10 protein-coding genes and 1 pseudogene are annotated in these 18,494 nt (G+C 63.9%); 5 read left to right on the top strand and 6 right to left on the bottom strand.

From position 1 onward, the window contains the following. Window positions 1-44 precede the first annotated feature (44 nt). Together BJ999_RS31805 and BJ999_RS31800 are read right to left on the bottom strand one after the other, a co-directional pair. Window positions 45-257: a DUF397 domain-containing protein gene (locus BJ999_RS31805; protein WP_179836676.1), complete on the bottom strand. Its 213-nt coding sequence runs from the start codon at window positions 255-257 to the stop codon at window positions 45-47. Beyond that, window positions 254-1,081, bottom strand: coding sequence for a helix-turn-helix domain-containing protein (locus BJ999_RS31800; protein ID WP_179836675.1), 828 nt, complete (start codon window positions 1,079-1,081; stop codon window positions 254-256). Before BJ999_RS31800 ends, BJ999_RS31805 begins: the two co-directional genes overlap by 4 nt. A 501-nt stretch (window positions 1,082-1,582) precedes the next feature. Between BJ999_RS31800 and BJ999_RS31795 the strand changes: the two genes are divergently transcribed. The 3 genes and pseudogenes from BJ999_RS31795 (at window position 1,583) to BJ999_RS31785 (ending at window position 6,551) form a co-directional block, all read left to right on the top strand. Then, window positions 1,583-1,912 carry a hypothetical protein gene (locus tag BJ999_RS31795; protein WP_179836674.1) on the top strand — a complete coding sequence of 110 codons (330 nt, stop codon included), beginning with the start codon at window positions 1,583-1,585 and terminating at the stop codon, window positions 1,910-1,912. A 433-nt stretch (window positions 1,913-2,345) separates the two neighbouring features. Next, window positions 2,346-3,088: pseudogene (locus BJ999_RS31790) on the top strand (IS5 family transposase). Between the two features lie 187 nt (window positions 3,089-3,275). Next, entirely contained in the window at window positions 3,276-6,551 is a 3,276-nt protein-coding gene (locus tag BJ999_RS31785) for a type ISP restriction/modification enzyme (RefSeq protein ID WP_179836673.1), read from the top strand. 79 nt (window positions 6,552-6,630) lie between these two features. Here BJ999_RS31785 and BJ999_RS31780 read toward each other — a convergent pair whose 3' ends face one another. The 3 genes from BJ999_RS31780 to drmD all read right to left on the bottom strand — a co-directional run bounded on the left by BJ999_RS31780 (window position 6,631) and on the right by drmD (window position 14,819). After that, entirely contained in the window at window positions 6,631-6,954 is a 324-nt protein-coding gene (locus BJ999_RS31780) for a PadR family transcriptional regulator (protein ID WP_179836672.1), read from the bottom strand. Window positions 6,955-7,368: 414 nt separating this feature from the next. Continuing rightward, window positions 7,369-11,619, bottom strand: a complete 4,251-nt coding sequence (locus tag BJ999_RS31775) for an Eco57I restriction-modification methylase domain-containing protein (protein WP_179836671.1) — start codon at window positions 11,617-11,619, stop codon at window positions 7,369-7,371. Further along, the gene (gene drmD / locus BJ999_RS31770) at window positions 11,619-14,819 is read right to left on the bottom strand and encodes a DISARM system SNF2-like helicase DrmD (protein WP_229810336.1); all 3,201 of its coding nucleotides are present in this window, start codon (window positions 14,817-14,819) and stop codon (window positions 11,619-11,621) included. The genes BJ999_RS31775 and drmD overlap by 1 nt, the downstream gene beginning before the upstream one ends. 117 nt (window positions 14,820-14,936) lie before the next feature. On the opposite strand from drmD, the gene BJ999_RS31765 reads away from it, so the two are divergent. Next, a complete protein-coding gene (locus BJ999_RS31765; protein ID WP_179836669.1) occupies window positions 14,937-17,045 on the top strand; it encodes a UvrD-helicase domain-containing protein in 2,109 nt (702 codons plus the stop codon). 328 nt (window positions 17,046-17,373) lie between these two features. Here BJ999_RS31765 and BJ999_RS31760 read toward each other — a convergent pair whose 3' ends face one another. Beyond that, window positions 17,374-17,826, bottom strand: a complete 453-nt coding sequence (locus tag BJ999_RS31760; RefSeq protein ID WP_179836668.1) for a hypothetical protein — start codon at window positions 17,824-17,826, stop codon at window positions 17,374-17,376. Window positions 17,827-17,916: 90 nt separating this feature from the next. Here BJ999_RS31760 and BJ999_RS41500 point away from each other — a divergent pair, with 90 nt between their 5' ends. Then, on the top strand, window positions 17,917-18,375 hold the full coding sequence (locus tag BJ999_RS41500) for a DUF4062 domain-containing protein (RefSeq protein ID WP_218935316.1): 459 nt from the start codon (window positions 17,917-17,919) through the stop codon (window positions 18,373-18,375). Window positions 18,376-18,494: the final 119 nt, after the last annotated feature.

Below are 18,494 nucleotides of genomic sequence, written 5' to 3'. Positions count from 1 at the left end.
ACCGCGCCGTCATCGATCTGAAAGGTCCGATCGCCACGAGGTGATCAGCCCAGGTCGTGCCGACCCGCTTTGATGACGCTGGCGAAATCTGCCCAGGTGGCGGCATCGAAGGTCAGCATGGGTCCGTCAGGATTCTTCGAGTCACGGACGGCGACGGAGGGACTCAATGCCGCGACCTCCACGCACTGACCGCCGGTATCGCCGCTGCGACTACTCTTACGCCATTGGAGAAGTTCCTGGCCTGGGCCGCCGGTCATAGATCCTCCACGATTGCGTGCAGCAACTCCAGGGATTGATCTGCGGACAACGCCGCAGCCCTGATCAAGTTGAAGCGTAGCGTGTGGGCACGCACCTCACGAGGGTCGTGGAAGAACTGCTCGCCCGTATGACCTTCTACGTACACGACCTCGGGAGCATCGTCGAATCCGAGCATGGTGAAGGCTCCCATGGTCCCTGCGTATGCCCCCTTGCTCAAGGGAACTATCTGCAGGGCGATCCGTGGATCACTAGCCATGGTCGTCAGGTGAAGAATTTGCTCCTTCATCACTGCGATGCCACCCGTAGGCCGCCTTAGGACGCCTTCGTCTATAACGATCACGATCTGGGCCAGCTTCTGCCCCTGGAAGATCTCCTGTCTTGCCATTCGAGCTGCGACCTGCTCTTCTATCTCTTCTGGAGCGCGACTCGTAGCTAGCACTTCCCGTGCGTACGCCGGTGTCTGGAAGAGACCGTGGAGAACCATGGCCGCGAAGATGTTCAGCGTCGACACCCTCCTTTCTCGAAGTACGTACTCGTGAAAGCCGGGCGGACTGGCCGGTTGCTTGCCCTCCTTCTTGATCTCGGCCCAGAGGGTGTGGAAGGTACGGGTCTGGAGCTTGAAGAAGGTGTCGAGGTCGTCGGACGTCGCCTCGGACGGGGGCTTCTCGCAGGTCTCCAGCTTCTCGATCCATCCCGGCGAGCAGCCGAGGGCTTCGGCGAGCTTGGCTCGCGACAGAGACGTCGACTCCCGGTAGGAGCGTAAGAGCGCGGCGTAGGCCCTGATCAAGGGGTCCCGCGTGAAGTCGCAGGTGTCTGCGGACATAAGACCGACCGTTTCCTGAGAGACCCGGGACGCGGTGGGGGGCGAACCGGCCCAGGTGGGGGGTGGTGGGTGGGGCATCGGTATGTAGTCCGATCGTAACTCGCTGTACCACTCTCGTCACAGCAAACGCGCGAACAACCGACGGGAGGCAACCGAAGTGGACAGAAAACCACCCACGGACGATCAAGAACTCAGCCGGCTCCGGGCGGACTTCACGAGTCACCGGATCTGGCGCTCGGTCCGATCGGACGGGCGACTCGGCGGCTGGGTCGCGACCCTGCACGACCCGAGGGCAGGCGTCGACCCCACCGTTGTCACGGACACGGCCACGCAACTGCGCGAGGCTCTCGTCCGCGAGCGCGACAGGGCAGCGGCCAGGCCCTTCCGGACGTCATGACCCGGCACCAGCGCCGACGACGCGTCCGAGCGCGCCGACCGGCTAGCGACCATGCCCTGTCAGCCCCCGCGCTCTACCCGTCGTCCCAACTGCCACCGCCGAAGGTGCCGCTGGGAGCGGAGGAATGCCTGAGTGAACTTGCCTTCGAACTCGAATCCAAGGGGTGGATGACGCTCCCGCAGTTCGACACATCTCCCAAATTCCTGCGCGTCATCGATGTCCGGGTGCCGCGCATAGGGCAGAGCGTCATGCTCGTGGCGGCGCCGAAAGTCCCATCGGCTGAGCAGGTCCCGTGGTACAAGTCCGCGACAGGCGTGCTCTTCGGCCCGTGCACCGCTCCGGCGAAAGCAGCAGAGGCGGTCCACCACCTGCTGGCCCCGTGGGTCTCCAGCGCCCTACAGGCACGCCGCGACACCCATGAGCCTTTTCAATGATCGCTGCCAGCGGCAGCAGTGGCGTCAGAACAAGGTGTCGGGCGGAGCGAAGAGCCCGTCCTCAATCGACGCTTGCGACTCGGCAGAGGCTTTCGACGCGGGTGCACGCTTCGGGGCTCGCTTCTTCGGAGCGTGCAGCCTCTTCCCTCCGACAAGCCAATAGCGATGCAGGGAGTGCTGATCTGCTCACTCACGAAGCTTTCAGGCCGCAGACCGAACTAGCGACCCACCTACAAGGCCGGTTCTGGTCTCCGCCAGCGCTGACGCACTCGGCAGTACGTTCAGCTCCTTAACCGGCACATTCATACCGCCGATCCTAGTGAGCCCCGAACCCCTCGACTTAGAGATCACAACAAGATGTGCATGTGGCGCGGCATAGAATGATGTCCGCGTGTGGCGTGGGCGGGTGCGTAGAGGTGAGCAACCTCCATGAATCGTGGCCGACAGCACGTCGGAGCGGGTTGAGCCGCTGCTGCCGAAGGTCGAGCGCCGCAACCCCATTCTGGGCGTAAGCGGTTGGACGACCACAAGGTGCTGCGCGGGATCTTGTTCGTGCTGCACACCAAGATCCGATGGGAGTTCCTGCCTCAGGAGCTGGGGTTCAGGTCGGGGATGATGTGCTGGCGGCGGGTGGCCGAGTGGCACCAGGCAGGCGTCTGGGAGCGGGTGCACCGGCTGCTGCTGGAGGAGTTGCACGCCGCCGGGCAACTGGACTGGTCCAGGGAGATGATCGACAGCTCCCACGTGCGGGCTTTGAACGGTGGCCCAAAACAGGGCAGAGCCCGGTCGACCGCGGCCGACCGGGCTCGAAACGCCACGTGCTGACCGACGGGCACGGCACCCCGCTCGCCCTCGCGCTGACCGGCGGCAACCGCGGGCGATGTCACTTAGCTGATCCCGTTGCTGGGCAAGGTGCCGCTCGTCCGAGGCGGGGTTGGACGCCCCGCCGCCGGCTCAGGCGGCTGACCGGTCATCGCCCGCCGCGGCGCCCCACACGGCTCCGGGCTGAGCGTCCACCGCTATGTCGTCGAGCGCACCATCGGCCTGCTGCACTGGCCCCGCCACCTGCGCACCCGTTGAGAGATCCGCGCCGCCATCCACGAAGCATTCATGCCCCTCGCCGCAGCCGTCATCTGCTGCCACCGCCTCGTCCGCCGGTTCTGTTATGACCTCTAAGACCGCTGGCGAGGGCAGCGTGCTCGGCTACCAGCGTTGTGGGGAGCCGATCGGTGACCATCCCGCTGACCGGCTAGCTTCGCGAACCTCGGGGGAAAATTAGGATTGTTGTGTCCAACTTCGCCCTTAGTTAGTACGCTTTCGTAGGATAGGTGGTTGCTGAGATCTGAGGACGGGGTGGCTGGAGATGGCTTCGGTACCCGAGTGGCTTGAGCGCGCTGTGGCGGACTTTGCCAGGGCTTGCCAGGAGCGACTTGCTGGAGGTGCGGGAGGAGCCGAGGCAGCGATCCGCAGCCCTCTGGAACAGCTAATGCGGGAAGCCGGAGCGCAGTTCGGCTTGGACGTTGTCATGCATGGAGAAGCCCCGCTCGCAGATCTTGGAGTGCGCCTCGACTATGCGGTCCGAGTTAATGGCGCGGTGACTGGATATCTTGAGGTCAAGAGGCCTGGAACCTCGCTGGACCCAGAAGGTTTCCGGGGTCATAACCACCGTCAGTGGAATCGCCTGAAAAAACTTCCGCTTTTGATCTACACTAACGGTAATGAGTGGAGACTCTACAAGAGTGGACGCCTTGTGGAGAAGGCTAATCTGGACGGGAACCTGGAAGCTCCCGGGCACCCGATTTTGATCTCTGACTCTGCGCTGGAACGGATTCTGATCGATTTTCTGCGATGGACTCCTCCTCCCATCGTCTCGGTAGATGATCTGGTAGAGACTGTAGCGCCACTCTGTCGATTGCTGCGTCAATTTGTCGTTGACCAAATGGCCTTGGAGAAAAAAGCCGTCAGAGAAGGCGCGGACGAATGGCGGCAGCCGTTCAGTGGTCTAGCCAGAGATTGGCGCAGTCTACTATTTCCCACTGTGTCCGATACCGTCTTCGCTGATTATTATGCACAGACATTGACGTTTTCTCTGTTGCTTGCTCGAAGCGAGGGTATCGACGTCGCTGGCGCGGACATGAATGCAATCTCAGTCCAATTGAGAGCAGGTCAGACGCACGAGCTCATGGGCAAGGCCTTGCAGTTGCTGACTGAGTCCGCGACAGATCAACTTTCCGATCTCCTGGACCTACTCCGCCGCGTTATCGGTGCCGTTGATTGGCACCGAGTTCGTCGTGGAGAACGAGACGCCTACCTTCACCTTTATGAGTCGTTCCTAAATATGTACGACCCTGAGCTCCGCCAGAATAGCGGCGTATACTATACGCCACGTGAAGTTGTCGATTCGATGGTCCGTCTCACGGGCGAAATTCTGGCTAATCGATTGAACACACCAGACAAGTTCTTGGCGCCCACAGTTACGACAGTCGACCCGGCGATGGGTACCGGCACCTACCTCCATGCGATAATAGAGCAAACTGCACAGCAGGTCACTGACAGGCAAGGTCCTGGCTCTGTCCCCTCCGCGATCAGTAGTCTGGCAGAGCGACTAATGGGATTCGAAAAACAGATGGGTCCTTATGCAGTTGCAGAAATGCGAGCGGTTGACCTCATGAGATCGTATAATGCCAAGCTGCCGCAGCATGGAATGCATATGTACGTGACCGACACTCTTGATGACCCTTTTGTTGCGGTGCCCTCAATAGCATCTGCCTATGAACCAATCGCGCGCTCTCGCCGGCGCGCTAACGATGTTAAGGGAAAAATTCCGGTAACCGTAGTTATTGGCAATCCACCTTATCGGAGGGCTGCTGAAGGCCAGGGTGGCTGGGCAGAATCCGGAGGATGTGGCAGAAGGGCACCTCTTGATCGCTTTCGCATGACTGGAAACGGTCGCATGGAATATGTCCTAAAGAGCCAATACATTTATTTTTGGGCATGGGCAACTTGGAAGGTGTTCGAAAGTCTAGATAATGGCCACCATGGCGTGGTGGCATTCATCACTCCAGCTGGATACCTCAAGGGTCCTGGATTTAAAGGGATGAGAAGATACCTGCGTCAAACTTGCAGCGAGGGTTGGGTAATAAATGTCACTCCTGAAGGCATGGAACCCGACGTGTCTACTCGAGTATTTCCCGGCGTGAGACAGACGTTGGCCATCGGAATTTTCGTTCGCCGTCGAACTGGAGTCGACTCGGATACTCCTGCTGATCTGTACTTCAGCGAAGTCACTGGCCAACGTGATGATAAGTATCGACGACTCAAAAATATCTCTATAACGGATTCTTCGTGGCGTCACATTCGCAATGACTGGGACGCACCTTTTACGCCCACGTCAGAGTCGTCTTGGGACGACTATCCAGCTCTCGGCGACTTGTTCCCTTGGACGACTACCGGGATTACGAGCAATCGTAGGTGGGTTTATGCTCCGTCGCCAGATATTCTGCGACGAAGGTGGGCCGTTCTTGTTGGAGAGAGGAACCCAACTCGAAAATCAGTTCTGCTGAAGAGAACCGTTGATCGCGACATTGACTCAAAGGTAGAACCTCTCAATGGGTATCTTCCTAACCCAAAAAATCTGCGGGAAGAAACCGAGCCCTGTCCGGAGCCACGTCGGGTGGCGTATCGTTTCCTTGATCGGCAATGGATAATACCGGATCGTCGAGTTATCGACCGCCCGCGTCCGAACCTTTGGGCCGCAGAGGTGCGAGGTCAGGTCTTCATCAGTGAACAGCACTCACAGCCAATTGGGCCCGGCCCGGCGGTCACGTTTGCCGGCCTGATTCCGGAGACGCACCATTTCAAAGGAAGTGAAGGTGGTCGAGTCATTCCTATGATGCACCCGGACGGGTCGGGGAATGTCGCTCCCAGCCTGCTCCAAGCGCTTGGTCGTGAGTACGGAAAGTCTGTCAGCGTGGAGGAGTTGACTGCCTACATCGCTGCCGTCGTATCGCATCCGCTTTTCACGACCCGATTCCTTGATGAGCTCCAAACGCCTGGTGTACGAGTGCCGATAACTCGTACGTCAAAGCTGTTCGATCAGGCGGTTCATTTGGGGCAGGAACTGCTCTGGGCAGTCACCTACGGTGCTACGGCAGCTGACATTGACCAGGGGCGCCCCCCTAATGCGATCGCCTTTTCTTCAGGTGACGCACGGCGCATTGTCAACGTTAGTTCTATGGGAGATCGGCTACCTGAACACATTTCATACGACGAGGCAGCCCAGATCGTTCACGTCGGTAAAGCTGGCTTCGGTCCTGTCACTCGCCTCATGTGGGATTACTCTGTCAGCGGAATGCGAGTGATCAAACACTGGTTCGGCTATCGCAAAGCTGAGCCTGGCGGGAGGAGAACCAGTCCGCTGGATGATATCTATATTGATAGATGGCCTTATGAGTGGGTGCAGGAGTTTAATGAACTTCTGACTGCGCTGCGTCGGATAGTAGACCTTGAGGAGGCGCAGGCGCTAACCCTGGAGGCGATTCTCAATGGTCCTGTCATCACTGCTGGTGAACTAGCTAGAGCGGGAGTTCGATTCCCCCGTACAGATAGAGAGCGGCAGCCTCGCGCAAACCATATGTAACTAGCGAGGATGAGGAGCGTTGCCGATGGTTCATCTATATTAGACTGGCGCGATCGATGTGAAGTGGTTCCCGAAATAGTCAATCCGCATCTTTTTTAGGGGCTGTCTTCCTGAGAGCCAGGACGATGTTAGCTGCCCGGGCCATTCGTACAGCTTCCCGCATGACGGCTTCGGTGCCCTCGTCGGTTATTCGAAAAAGACGACGGGAACGTCCTTGGCTGATCTCCCCCCGGTCTACAACGATGAGGCCACCGCGGATCATCCGATCGAGTGCGTCGTAGAGTGTGCCAGCGGCGAGCTGTACGTCCCCGCCAGAACGCTCGGAGGCGCGCGTGACAATCCTATAGCCGTCGAGCGGGCCATCAAGGAGTACAGCCAGGATGATGTAAGTAGTTTCGCTCATCACAGGCATGATCCGAACATTTGCCGGTCGCTGGGGTGCAACAGGGCCTTTGAGTCGGTAGCGATCGGTTGATTACTTTTAGTAATTGCTGGGGTCACTGCTGTTGTCATCAGTGGAGGTGCGATTGACTGTCAGGAAGTTGCACCTCCACTCATAGAGTGTTAGCGCGGGCAGTTCAAGGCCTGTCGGAGTCGTCCAGTTGAGGTTGAGTGGCTTCGCCGGTTTGGCGAGTAAGGTGGCGGCATCCTGTGCCGTGCCGAGCTGCTGGCCGTTCCTCCGGCTCATGGTGTGCAGGAACGTGACGGGCGGATACCGTTCGGAAGCCAGCACAGATTGCCCATCCCACAGTGCCGCAGCAGATCTGGAACATCGATCGAACTGGACCCCGGCGCGGAGCGCCTTGCCTGAGAGGAATCAGAATAGTGTGTCGGGAGGTGCGAATAGGCCATCTTCGATCGGTGGCTGCGTATGGTTGGAGTTTTTCGGTGAGGATCCTCGTTTCCCGGTTCTCTTCACCGTGACACGCTGGCCGCTATCTCGTTCGTATTTATGGCGATGATAGTTCAACGCCAAAAGTTTGTCCAGCACGTCCAATTGCGCTTGCGGGTTGATCGTAAACCGTTCTCCCTGCCGTGTTTCGTAGAACCCATGTGCAAGGTCTATATCCCGCCATGAGGGCAGCGACACGGACGCAGTTTGCATCTCAGAGCTTCGAATTTTAGGGTCTCGCTCTTCATCGAGCGCATAAGCATCTAGGACCGCTTCATCTATCTGCGCATGAAGCCTTCTCATGTGAGCTATATCTGGATCTTGGTTTGAAGGGGAGTTTAGAGCATTATATAGAGAGGTGAGGCCGATGTTTCTGGTGTTAATCACTGTTGTTCTGTATGAGATTAGGGACCTGGCCGCGTCGGCCATTCTTGCGGTGAGGGAAGGTTGAGGGAGGGTCTCATAAGCGTCGGAGGGAGAGTAATTCAAGTCCGCTTTCATAGTTGAGGACCATTGCCATGCCCAAGAACTATGAAAAACACTCGAAAGCAGGGCCAGTCTTCCATGGTCGCTCGTGGGAAATATACAAAGTTTATGCGAGAAGATTTGCCGAGAGGATACGAGTGTTGGCATAACCAGGCGGCTGACGAGCGCTATCGCGATCACCTCCTGTGTCGACGATACTCTTTCGTATAGTTCGGCGCGGCGGCGCTCATATTGCCACCAGTATGTCCTGGCCCTGGAGCTGTATCTGACCTGATCGCGCTCTGGCTTTACCTTTTCTTCTAGTATTTGGAAGGCTTGGGGGTAGCTTGAGGCTTGTTCAATCGACCAATCTCGGAAATCAATCACCCAACGGCTTGCTTGTGAGTGTGGGTTTTGGTTTAGGTCTTCCCCTGTCAGATATGGAAAGATGACTTGTCGATTCTCGGGATTCTCCTCAATTAGGGATTCGGCCTCTTCTCGAGTTAGGACGAACCCCTTGCCGAGCACGTAGGAACCGATGAACGCCTGGCCCTTGTTGGCGGCGAGGCGGTGAGGCTTGCCGGTGACCCTCGAGATGGGGTCGAGGGACGTGGTGATGGCCGGGACCTTGTTGCCGTCCAGTACGCGGGTCTCGTCCTTGGAGGCGTGGCCCTCCCACACCAGGGAGACTTCCAGCGACGCCGTGCCGGGCCAGGGCTGGGACTTGACGGCGCGGTAGATGTCCCAGTTCCATTCGGCGGCCTGGTCGAGGCCGACCTCTCTGGTGTCGCCTTGGGCGATTGTGTTGGTGGCGATGATGCCGGTCCGGCCCTGCGGCGCGAGGTCCAGGTCGCGCAGCAAGAAGTAGGAGCACAGGTCGGCGCTGCCGCGCTGCTCCCGGGCGATCCACTGGACGAGGTACTCGCGTACGTCCTCGCCGATGCTCCCGGTCAGCTTCTGGCCGCCGATGAAGGGCGGGTTGCCGACGACGGCGTCGAAGCCACCGCGCCCCATGACCTCGGGAAATTCCAGTGGCCAGTGCAGAGGACGGATGGGCTCCTTCCGGGAGCCCTGGAGCATCGGGGTGATGAGGTCGCGGACCTCCTTGGAGGCTCGCTCGGATTGCTCCTGGAGAGCGATCAGGTCCGCGCTTCCGGCCCACTGGTGCAGGAGGGCGTCGAGCCGCAGGCCGTATTCGGCCGGGTCGAGGTTTCCGCCTTCGAGGGAGCGCAGTGCGGCGGCGACGCCGGCGAGTGACGTCTCGACGTCTTCGGCGAGGCGGGCGAGGCGCCGTTCGTAGTAGTCCTCTTCGCGGCCGTCCGCGTCCTCCCAGTGGGGCCTGCGGTTCTGCTTCTTGTCGATAGCGGCGGTGAGGGCGGCGGCCACCACGGCGTCGGCGGCGAAGCGCAGGTCGTCCACCAGACTGTCGGCCAGGGCCAGCTTCCTCGCAAGCTCCTCGCCGTGGACGGCGTCGCGGACGGGTTCGGCCTCGATCTCCCGGCGCAGCCGCTCGACCTGCTCAACGATCACCTGGGTGGTGTCGGTGAGGGTGTTGGTCAGTCGCGAGTTGACCCGGTACCCCTCCTGCGGGTCCAGGTGGAAGGCGAGGAGCTGGTCGATCGACGTCAGGCCCACCAGGGAGTCGCCGGTGCGCAGGGCGTGGTCCAGGAACGAGAAGGGCTTGTCCTTGGCGAGGGTCACCAGCCACATCGACAGCTTCGCCAGCTCCACCGCCATCTCGTCGCGGTCCACGCCGTAGATGCAGCGGGCCGCGACGCGGCGGCGGGCCTCCAGGACGAGGTCCTCGCGGTCGTAGCCGGGGCCGACCGCCGTCCGGACGTCCTCGGGGAGGCCGTCGCGGCCCCAGGCGTCCATGACCCGCTCGGCCAGGTAGCGGCATGCGGACACGAGGAACGCGCCCGAGCCCATCGCGGGGTCGAGCACCTTCAGTTCGAGCAGCTCGTCCGCCGACCTGGCGCGCCAGACGGTGGGCTCGGCGCCCTGCGCGGGGCCGGGAGAGAAGCACAGCGGGGCGAGGGTGTGCTCGACCACCTCGTCGGCGAGTTCCCGCGGCGTGTAGTGGGTGCCGGTCGCCCGCCGGTCGCCGACTCGGCTGATGATGAGCGAGCCGGCCGGGTACACGGCCGGACGGCCGCGCAGGTCCTTCTCGTACAGGCCCCAGAAGCGCACCGCTCGGGCCGCGAGATCGTGGTCGTTGTCGCACGCCGCGTCGAGCCTGCCGACGTCGGCCTGTGCGGGCTCGGCGGCAAGCGCCCTGGTGAGCTGGGACGCCGTCGCGCCGCTCCGCTGGGCCAGCCAGTCCTTGAAGGAGTCCTCGCCCTCGGCCGCGGCCTCCAGCGCCGACAGCGGGACCTTCGCCTCCTGCTTGCCGATGAGCCGCACGTACGGTTCACCGGTGATGGTGCAGGAGAACTCCAGCAGGCCCTCGTAGACGTGACCGATCTGCTCGACGCCGAGGCCCTTGTACGACAGCCGCTCGCCGCGCTTCTTTAGGAACAGCAGCGCTTCGAGGACGGCGTGCACCACCAGGTCCGAGACGGGGAGGTGCTCCAGCCAGGGGAAGCGCTCGGGGTCGAAAAGGCGTCCGCCGTACGGGGGGATGCGCATCGCGTCGTGCTGCGAGCCGCCGTGCACCGCGCGGAAGATGGCGATCAGCCGGGGCCAGGCGGCCGACCGGCGGTCGCCGACTCCCGGGCCGTGCCGGGACCGGTCGTCCTCTAGCTGGTCGAACAACTTGCTGACCGAGTACGACAGGTCGTACAGCCGGGTCCCGACCGGCATCAGCCGGGCCTCCTCGGCGTACAGGAGGAACACCAGCCGCATCATGACGACGAGGGCGCTGCGGTAGGCCTCGCGCGGCTCCACACCCGCGAGTAGGCGGCCTTCCACCGCCCGGTCGAGCTGCCCCATCTCGGCGACAAGCAGTTCGACCGCGTCGCGCACCTGGCCGCCGAGAGTGGTGGTGATCTCCGCCTGCGCCTCGGCGCTGCGGGCGAACAAGGCCGCCAGGCTCGTGGAGTGGCCGCCGTCCGGTGCCGTCGCGGGGGCGAGGACGCGCTGCGCCGACAGCAGCGTCACGAACGCGCGCAGAAGGTCCGTCTCCTCCAGCCACAGGTCGGCGTCGAACTTCGCGATGGTCGCGGGCTCGTTGGGCCGCGCGTGCACGAGCGTCCAGGACCGGCCGTTGGTCAGCAGCGCCAGGGGAGTGCCCCGGCGGCGGCACAGGTCGGCCGCGTGCTCGACGGGCGTGCCGATGGCTAGTCGTCCCGGCTTGTCCAGTGCCTCGGTCCAGGGGCGCCGGTAAAGGAGCAGGCGTTCTGCCCGGCCGCCTTTGCCGTCGGGGCCGTAGAGCACGCCGTCCGGCCGGGCCCGGTGGTCTCCGGGCGCGGGGCGCAGCGCGCCCGGGAGCGCCGCGCCCTCGGCGATGACTCCGCTGGTGAGGCGCAGAACCTCCCGCAGGACGAAGTCGCACCAGGCCGCGTTGAGGAGGTCCGGTGCGTCCTGGACCTCCTTCCACGCGTGCCGCAGGCGGTCCATCACCGCCGCGGGGACCGTGTCCAGTCCCTGCTCGAATACCGCCGCGAGGACGGGGACGGCGATGAACGGGCCTTCGGTGGGCAGCAGCCGGACCCAAGCGGCGTGCTGGTCGGCGATGGACGGGGCCTTCGGCCTTCTTCCGCGCGGCGGCATTACTGGCTGCTCCCGTGGGCGATCGAAGCGGGCACGAGGAAGGTGACGGCGGCGGGGAACCACCGCGCCTTTGGGTCGGCGTAGCGGCGGCGGAGGGCGTCGGTCTCGTCCTGGAGCTGGGCGGGGATCGTCGCGAGGCGGCCGAGCAGGGCGTCGCGGTTGGCGCGCAGCTGCCGCTGCTCCACCTCGAACAGGCTGGGCTGCTCCCAGTGCTCCTTGTCGTCGAGGACGGATCGGATCGACTGCTCCAGTTCGGCCAGGACCCGCTCCATGGCGGAGATCTCCTGGGTGCAGCGGGCGTCGAGGTCCGCGCCGAGCCGCCCCTTGCGCTGGTTGGCGCGGGTCTCCAGAAGGCGGGCGAGGCGCGGGTCCAGTTCGTCGTCCCAGAGGCCGGTCAACCGGTCGAGCACGTGCGCGGGCGGCTGCTCCTCCGAGGCGGCGGCCAGCCATGCCTCCAGGTCCTCGGCCTTCACCCGGACGAGCTTTCCGCCTTCCAGTACCCCGCCGGCAACGATGATCTCCTCGTGCAGGCGGGTCCCCTCCGCACCGGTCACCACCACCCGCATGTGCGCCGCGATGGCGGGCGTGCGCAGCACGTCGCCGGGGACGACCCGGGCCGTCACGCGGTTCAGCTTCGTCCGCCGGGCGACGTCGTGCGCGCTCGACCACAGCTCCGCGCGCAGCAGGCGAAGGCACATCTGGACGAGACGGTGGCCCAGATGCAGCAGGACGACGTCGGTGCGGCCGCCGACGGCGTCACCGTCGAAGGTCACCACGCGCTCCGCGCGGGTGAGGGGGTGGTGCAGGCCGTCGTTGCGGGCGTCGGCCCATGAGCCCGACAGCGCGGGAAGCCGGAAGCACGCCGCCGGGAAGTCCGGCGGCGACTGCGCCGGGAGGAGGTCCTTGTTGTGCTCCAGCCGCAGCGCGGTGCGCACGACCCGTTCGATGGTCTCAGGGGAGAGGTTGAGCTGGGTGCGGCTTCCCGCGAGGGTGTCGGCGAGCCGCTGGAGGTCGCGGGCGAGGTCGTGCTTGACCTTCAGGGCGGCCCGGCCGCTGCGCGTCGATATCTCGGCGTCGGCGGTCTGCCAGTCCGCCCGCTTGCCGAGCATCTTCTGCTCGACCTGGACGGCGATGACGTCGCCGGCGCTGCCGAGGTCCTCACGGATCTGCTCGACCTTCTTGGCCGCCACGTACAGGAAGTGGAGCTCGTCCTCCAGGGAGCCGTCCTCGCGCGGCTTCGTCCCCTCCCAGCCCTTGGGGACGAAGTGGAACACCTCGACCCGGTCGGCCGTCTGCCCGTGGCGGTCGATGCGGCCGTTGCGCTGCTCCAGCCGGTTCGGGTTCCACGGGATCTCCCAGTGCAGCAGCCGGTGGCAGTGGTTCTGCAGGTTGATGCCCTCGCTAGCGGCGTCGGTCGCGAGCAGCACCCGGACCTCGCCGCCCTCGATCCGCGGATCCTCCTGGAAGACGTTCTTGACGTGTTCGCGCTCTCTGACGTCCTGACCGCCGTAGAGCTGGGCGATGCGCGCCGCCGGGTACCCCGCGATGATCAGCCGGTCGCGCAGCCAGCGCTGCGTGTCCAGGTACTCGGTGAACACGATGACCCGCTGGTCGGTCCAGCCGCCGTCCGGGGTGCGCACGATCGGCTCCAGCCACTTCAGGAAGGCGTCGAGTTTGGCGTCCTGACGGTTCGTCGCTTTGCCGGCCCAAGTGTGGAGCTCGTTGAGCAGCCGTTTGTCGTCGGCGGTGAGCGGCACCATGACGCGACGCGCCGCACCGAGCGCTTCGGCCTCGGTCTCCTTGTAGGCGTCGTCCTCCTCGGCCGTCTCTTCGAGTCGTTCGATGAGGGGGCGCAGGACGCGTTCCCCTGCCTTCTCCGCGGCCCGCTCCAGCTCGTCCGGCTGGTCGGCCGCACGCTCCCGCTCGGTCATGGTGCGCAGATGCGTGCCGACCGTCTCGTAGAAGGCTTTCGGGGAGGAGAACAGTCGCTTCTTCAGCAGCATCGTCACGAAGTCGGCGGCGGTGCGGCCGCCCTCGGAGGCCGCGGCCTTGCGCCGGTTCGCCGCATAGGCCGCGAGCTTGGCGTGCGCCTGGCGCTCCTCGTCGGAGTAGGCGGTCTCCAGGTAGGACGTGACACGCTCGGGGAACTCCGGGGACCCGTCCCAGCGCCTGGGCAGCTCCCGCTTGAGCCGCCGCACCATGATCTGCGCGAGCTGCTCCTCGCCCGGCGGGACGTCGCGCGCGAACCGCTGGTCGTCGAGGAGCTCGAGGAGGGCCGCCCATGACTCCGGGAAGCCGTTGTGCGGCGTCGCGGACAGGAAGAGGCGGTGCTCGCAGTGCGGCGCCAGCAGGCGGATCGCCTCGGTCCGTTTGGAGTCCATCGCGTAACGCCCCCGCGTCGTGGGCGCGCACGTGTGGACCTCGTCGACGACGAGCATGTCGAACCTGCGCGGATACTTCGGGACGTCGGGCAGGATGTCGCGCAGCAGGCGCCTCGGCCGGTCGCGCTTGAGCCAGTCGACGCTGACGATGATCCGTGGGTAGTGCTCCCAGGGGTTCACATACAGGCCGCGCGACCTGCGCAGCTCCTTGAGCAGCGCCGAGTCCAGCACGACGAAGTCGAGGCCGAACTTGTCGCGCATCTCGGCCTGCCACTGAAGCGTCAGGCCGGCGGGGCAGACGATCAGCATCGTGCGGGCCCGGTGGCGGAGCATGAGCTCCTGCATCACCAGACCGGCCTCGACCGTCTTGCCGAGCCCGACGTCATCGGCGATCAGCAGGTTCGTCCGGGGCATGGACAGGGCCCGCACCACCGGGTCGAGCTGGTAGTCCTTGATCTGCACGCCCGACCGGAACGGCGCCTGGAGCACCGTGCGGTCGGCGGAGGCGATGGCGCCCCAGCGGACCGCGTCCAGGAACGCGTCGAGTTCGCGAGGGTCGTCGAACCCCCGGCCCGGATGGGGCAGAGCGTGCTGGTCGTGGGCGACCGCACCGGGCTCCAGCTCCCAGACCACCTCCAGGCGCTCGTCGCGGGCGTCGTCCTCGATGCTGACCAGTTCCACCAGGTGGGGCGTGCGGCCGGTCAGCATGCTGTCGGTCGCGCTGCTCACCGTCCCCGGCACGACGTTGGCGGCGACCCAGACGCGATTGCGTACCGTGACGAGCTGCCCGTGGGCCGGAACGTCACTGTCGAGTGCCACCGTTTCCGCCATGCTTCCCCGCTCCCCGTCGCGCTCAGGTGGACATCCTGCCCTAACAATCACGAGAATTCACCGTGAACCGCCCTCTGACCCGGGATACCACGGAGGCGAACAAGCGTGCCGAGACTCGCGATCGCGAAGAGCTTTCTGACCGGCTATGCAAACCTGGAGAAAACGGTGCGCAAGTCGGTCGATGAGGCGATCAGCCGATTCGAGCACCACACCTTCGCGGGCCTCCATCTGGAGAAGCTGCAGGGCGCCGAAGACCCCAACGTGCGCACGATCCGCATCGACGGAGGGCGGCGCGGGATCGTGCTCAAGCCCGAGACCGGCGACGTGTACTGCCTCATCGCGGTGATGGAGCACGACGCCGCCATCAAGTATGCCAAGAGCCGCAAGTTCAGCGTGCACCAGAAGCTGGGCGTCCTCGAGGTCCGCGACGCGACGGCGCTCGCGCAGGTCAGGCCGGCACTTGACGCGCTGGCGCAGGCGCAGCCCGAACGGCTGTTCGCGGAATACGACGACGGCGAACTGATCAACCTCGGGCTGGACGCGGAGGTGCTGCCGATCGTCCGCCTGCTGACCAGTGAAGACCACTTGGTCGCGCTGGAGAGCATGCTCCCCCAGCCGCAGTACCTCGCGCTCGTGGCGCTCGCGAGCGGCATGTCCGCCCAGGAGGCGTGGGAGGAGATCTGCCAGCTCCTTCCCGACTCCTCGCCGCCCGAGGACGTGGACACCTCCGACCTGGTCAAGGCCATGGAGAGGTCACCGGGCGACGTGGTGTTCGTCTCCGGCCCGGACGAGTTGGCGCAGATGCTCGCCCACCCCTTCGCGCTCTGGCGCGTCTTCCTGCATCCGGCCCAGCGCAGGCTCGCCCGGCGCCCTTCGTACAACGGCCCCGTCCAGGTGACGGGAGGAGCTGGGACGGGCAAGACGGTCACCGCCCTGCACCGCGCCAGTCACCTTGCCGAGCAGGGCGAGCCCGTACTGGTGACGACCTTCACCACGACCCTCGCCGAGACCCTCGCCCGCCAACTTGATCTCCTCGTCGATGATCCCGAGGTCCGTGGTCGGATCGAGGTGATCAATATCGACAAGCTGGCCTACCGGATCGTCAAGAAGGCCAACGGTCACAGCCCGAAGATCGCCGGAAGCGCTGAGATCCAAGTACTCTGGAACATCGCGATCACTGAGACGGACGCACCGTTCTCGGCCGCATTCCTGCACCGCGAGTGGGAGCAGGTCATCCTGGCCCAGGACCTCCTCGGCCGGGAGGCGTATCTCGGCTGCGTCCGCCGGGGACGGGGTAAGCAGCTCAGCCCCGAGCAGCGGAAGAAGGCGTGGGCGGCGATCTCCCGGTTCCTAGAACTGCTGGCAGGTACGCACGCTCGCACCCACATGCAGATCGCGGCGGAGGCCGCGCGGATCCTCTCCGCCGAGGCCCTTCCGCGTTACCGGCACATCATCGTCGACGAGTCCCAGGACCTGTACCCCGCACAGTGGCGAATCCTTCGCGCGGCCGTCGCGGTAGGGCCGAACGACCTGTTCATCGTCGGTGATCCACACCAGCGCATCTACGATCACAGGGTCTCGCTGAAGAGCCTCGGCATCAGCGTCACCGGGCGCAGCCACAAACTGAAGCTCAGCTACCGCACAACCGCGGAGATCCTCAATTGGGCGGTGCGCCTGCTCGGAGTCGAGCCGGTCGCCGGGCTGGACGATGCGCAGGACAGCTTGGCGGGGTACCGGTCGTCCCTGCACGGGCGGCGACCGGCCGTCAGGGGATTCTCCGACCGAAGCTCGGAGCTCGATGCGCTGGTGGAGCAGATCAGGGCCTGGCTCGACGCCGGTGTCGAGCCCCATGCCATCGGGGTCGCGACGCGCTTCGTGAGCGGTGTCGGCAAGATCGAACAGGCGCTCGCCGGCGCGGGGATCAGCACGGCTTCCCTTGCGGCCAGCGAGTCGGCCCAGGAAAGCGTGCGAGTCGGCACCATGCATCGCATGAAGGGGCTGGAGTTCCGCTGCGTCGCCGTGATCGGCGCGGATGCCGAGGCCTTGCCGGCCGCTTTCGCGCTCACTGAGAAGGACGAGGACCCGACGGCGCATGCTCACGATCTCCAGCGGGAACGCTGCCTGTTCTTCGTCGCCGGCACCCGGGCGCGTGACGCACTGTACGTCTCCTACACCGGCCAACCGAGCCCATTCCTACCCGACCATTCCACTTGAGCGAGGTGTGCGGCAGGGGCCCTCCCTTTACACCGAGGGCGTCTGATCCTGATCGCCACTTCCCAAGCCGGACTGACCTCTCGCCGGTCGCTGATGACATTTGAGTCCAGATGGGCACTGCTTGCGCGAGTTGCCCCGCGTATAGCGCTGGAACGACCGCCAGGTTCCAAAGATCGAAGGACCGCCATCACCGCCTCCCTGTCCTGGATCGGGATCGGGTCTCGGCTGGGCACGCTGCTGCTGATTAACGACCTAACGCGCGTGATTCCCGTCTGCGACCGACTCGGCGTCAACCCCCGGCGCCGCCAAGCCCGCACTTCCCTCCTAGTCAGGCCATGACCACACTGACCAACATCAGGGATAGTCCGTAGGACCCGATGGCGAGGTGGAGGACCACCCACAGCCGATGAAGGCGGATGCGATGCATCCGAGGGAAGGCCCGGTAGTGATCCGCACGGGCTCGCACCAGCTTTCCATCTGTGCCCAACACTCCGCGCTCTCTGAGCTCTCTGGTCAAAGCACGTGCCTGTGACAGGTGGTAGGCGGCCCTCTCGTAATACTTCGAGACAGCCACAGCGCCATACAGGCCAGCCATCGAGATGAACACGCACAGGGGCAGGATGTACAGCGAGAAGCGCTGCTGAACGATCAGGGCGCTCAGGGCGGCTGTGATGACGATCAGGAGGTTGGTCAGCGTTGAGCGCTGAGTCTCACACTGGCGCAACTGCTCCCGATGCTCCTTCCAGTAGGCGCGTATTGCTTCCTCGGAAACCTCGGCCATCCAACTCCACCTCGACTGCATTTGGATACCATGTGATGCAAGGGCCAGCCTGGCCCGCAAGCCAACCGCGACCAGTGGAGACACCGTAGCGTGAAAGTCTTCATAAGCAGCGTACGGGAGGGCTTGGAGGAAGAGCGTGACTCCCTCCGCGGTCTGATCATGGCATTGGGGCATACGCCAGTGCTGTTCGAAGACTTCTCGGCCCAACCCGTGCCGAGCAGGGAGGCATGCCTGACGGCTCTGGAGTCTGCAGATGTCTATCTGCTTCTTCTGGGGCCCAACTACGGACATGTTTTCCTGGAAACTGGGCACTCGGCTACACATGACGAATGGGTGTACGCACAGCAGTTGGGGAAGCCGCGCCTGGTCTACCGCAAAAATGGGGTTAGATTCGAGCCTGATCAGCAAGAATTCAGCCGGATCGTGCAGGCGTACGCGACGGGTGTCTTTCGAGATTCTTTTTCCAATAGTGCGGAACTTCAGACGAAGGTCGTCCAGGGGTTGCGTGAGCTGAATCGAAACCATCCCACCTGGATTTCAGGAAGTTAGCAGAGAGGCCCGCCCTCAGTTGGATTGCGGAACCTGGTGAAGGGCGCCACTTCGATACTAGCCAGGGCTCCCTGCTCGAACTACATGTTCTTCCGCTGGAGTGCCACGGGTATTCGGCT

This window comes from Actinomadura citrea, assembly GCF_013409045.1.
Classification (GTDB): domain Bacteria; phylum Actinomycetota; class Actinomycetes; order Streptosporangiales; family Streptosporangiaceae; genus Spirillospora; species Spirillospora citrea.
The sequence above is the reverse complement of the archived record's forward strand: the minus strand, read 5'-3'. Positions and strand labels throughout refer to the sequence as shown.

What these genes read in the sequence shown, in the direction of transcription:
- BJ999_RS31805 (WP_179836676.1), bottom strand. Translation starts at nt 257, where the DNA reads ATGACCGGCGGCCCAGGCCAGGAACTTCTCCAATGGCGTAAGAGTAGT.
- BJ999_RS31800 (WP_179836675.1), bottom strand. Translation starts at nt 1,081, where the DNA reads ATGTCCGCAGACACCTGCGACTTCACGCGGGACCCCTTGATCAGGGCC.
- BJ999_RS31785 (WP_179836673.1), top strand. Translation starts at nt 3,276, where the DNA reads ATGGCTTCGGTACCCGAGTGGCTTGAGCGCGCTGTGGCGGACTTTGCC.
- BJ999_RS31780 (WP_179836672.1), bottom strand. Translation starts at nt 6,954, where the DNA reads ATGAGCGAAACTACTTACATCATCCTGGCTGTACTCCTTGATGGCCCG.
- BJ999_RS31775 (WP_179836671.1), bottom strand. Translation starts at nt 11,619, where the DNA reads ATGCCGCCGCGCGGAAGAAGGCCGAAGGCCCCGTCCATCGCCGACCAG.
- BJ999_RS31760 (WP_179836668.1), bottom strand. Translation starts at nt 17,826, where the DNA reads ATGGCCGAGGTTTCCGAGGAAGCAATACGCGCCTACTGGAAGGAGCAT.